We start from the raw sequence: 849 nt of genomic DNA on the forward strand, positions 1-849 counted from the left end.
TCGAAACCCGCGCGAAGCAATCGGTGCTGCAAAAGCGCCACCTCATCGCCCATCGAGCCAAATCGAAGGATCCTCATTGTTCGCCACTCCATAAAAGGCGCGCCACGTTGCCGCGAGCGCAAAACACAAAAAACGCGAGCAAAACCGACCGCGCGGCTTCGAGGAAGTCCACGTGCCGGGGATGCAGCGCCAACTCGATTGCCGAACATCCAAGTACGCTCACGAGCGACCAGGCAAGCCATGAGACGTGAGCTCGGTGCCGAGCGCCATTGCGACGGAAGAACATGATGCGCAGCGCCGCTACGACGTGCGCCATTAAGGCGATGCTGGCAAAAGAGAGGTTCATGTCACTTGCCCCGCTTGAGGAGCGCAAGCAGATCCACGCTCTTGACCCGCTCGATAAGCTGCAGCGTCACGGTGATAACCAACGAAGCCGCGAAGAAAGCGGCGACACCGCTTGATCGCACCGGCGTCGAATCGATGATCTCCGGGGCAGTCATATAACCCATGATGAGCGAGATGATCATGTAGGCCGCGCGCTGGACGATACCGATATCTTTCGATGTCACGACAACGAGCGCTGCGCCCGCGAATGCTCCGATCAGCGCATTGCCGTCGATTCCCGGTGCAAGGCTGGCAAGTCCGATCACAGCGGACAGCGCCATCGCAGTGGTAGTGTTGGGCTCGGCCATGGGCCAGTTCCTTAATCAGTCGAACAGTTGCAATAGCGGCGTCGTGCTAGCGACTTCACCGAGTTCGGGCATGCTCACGAGCGTGCCAAGAGGAAGCATCAGACCCAGATCGGCAAGACCCGGGTTCGCTTCGAGCACCGCCTCGACCGTGCCGTTG

3 protein-coding genes are annotated in these 849 nt (G+C 59.7%); all 3 read right to left on the reverse strand.

Annotation, left to right across the window (positions count from 1 at the left end):
• Positions 1 to 73: 73 nt before the first annotated feature.
• Positions 74 to 346 carry a phage holin family protein gene (locus QCE79_RS33100; protein WP_309851679.1) on the reverse strand — a complete coding sequence of 91 codons (273 nt, stop codon included), beginning with the start codon at positions 344 to 346 and terminating at the stop codon, positions 74 to 76.
• Between the two features lies 1 nt (position 347).
• Entirely contained in the window at positions 348 to 692 is a 345-nt protein-coding gene (locus tag QCE79_RS33105) for a putative holin (RefSeq protein WP_309851682.1), read from the reverse strand.
• Positions 693 to 707: 15 nt separating this feature from the next.
• Positions 708 to 849: tail protein X (locus QCE79_RS33110; protein WP_309851684.1), on the reverse strand; the 142-nt coding region annotated here is incomplete at its 5' end.

The sequence above is a fragment of the Caballeronia sp. LZ003 genome (genome assembly GCF_031451465.1).
Lineage (GTDB): Bacteria > Pseudomonadota > Gammaproteobacteria > Burkholderiales > Burkholderiaceae > Caballeronia.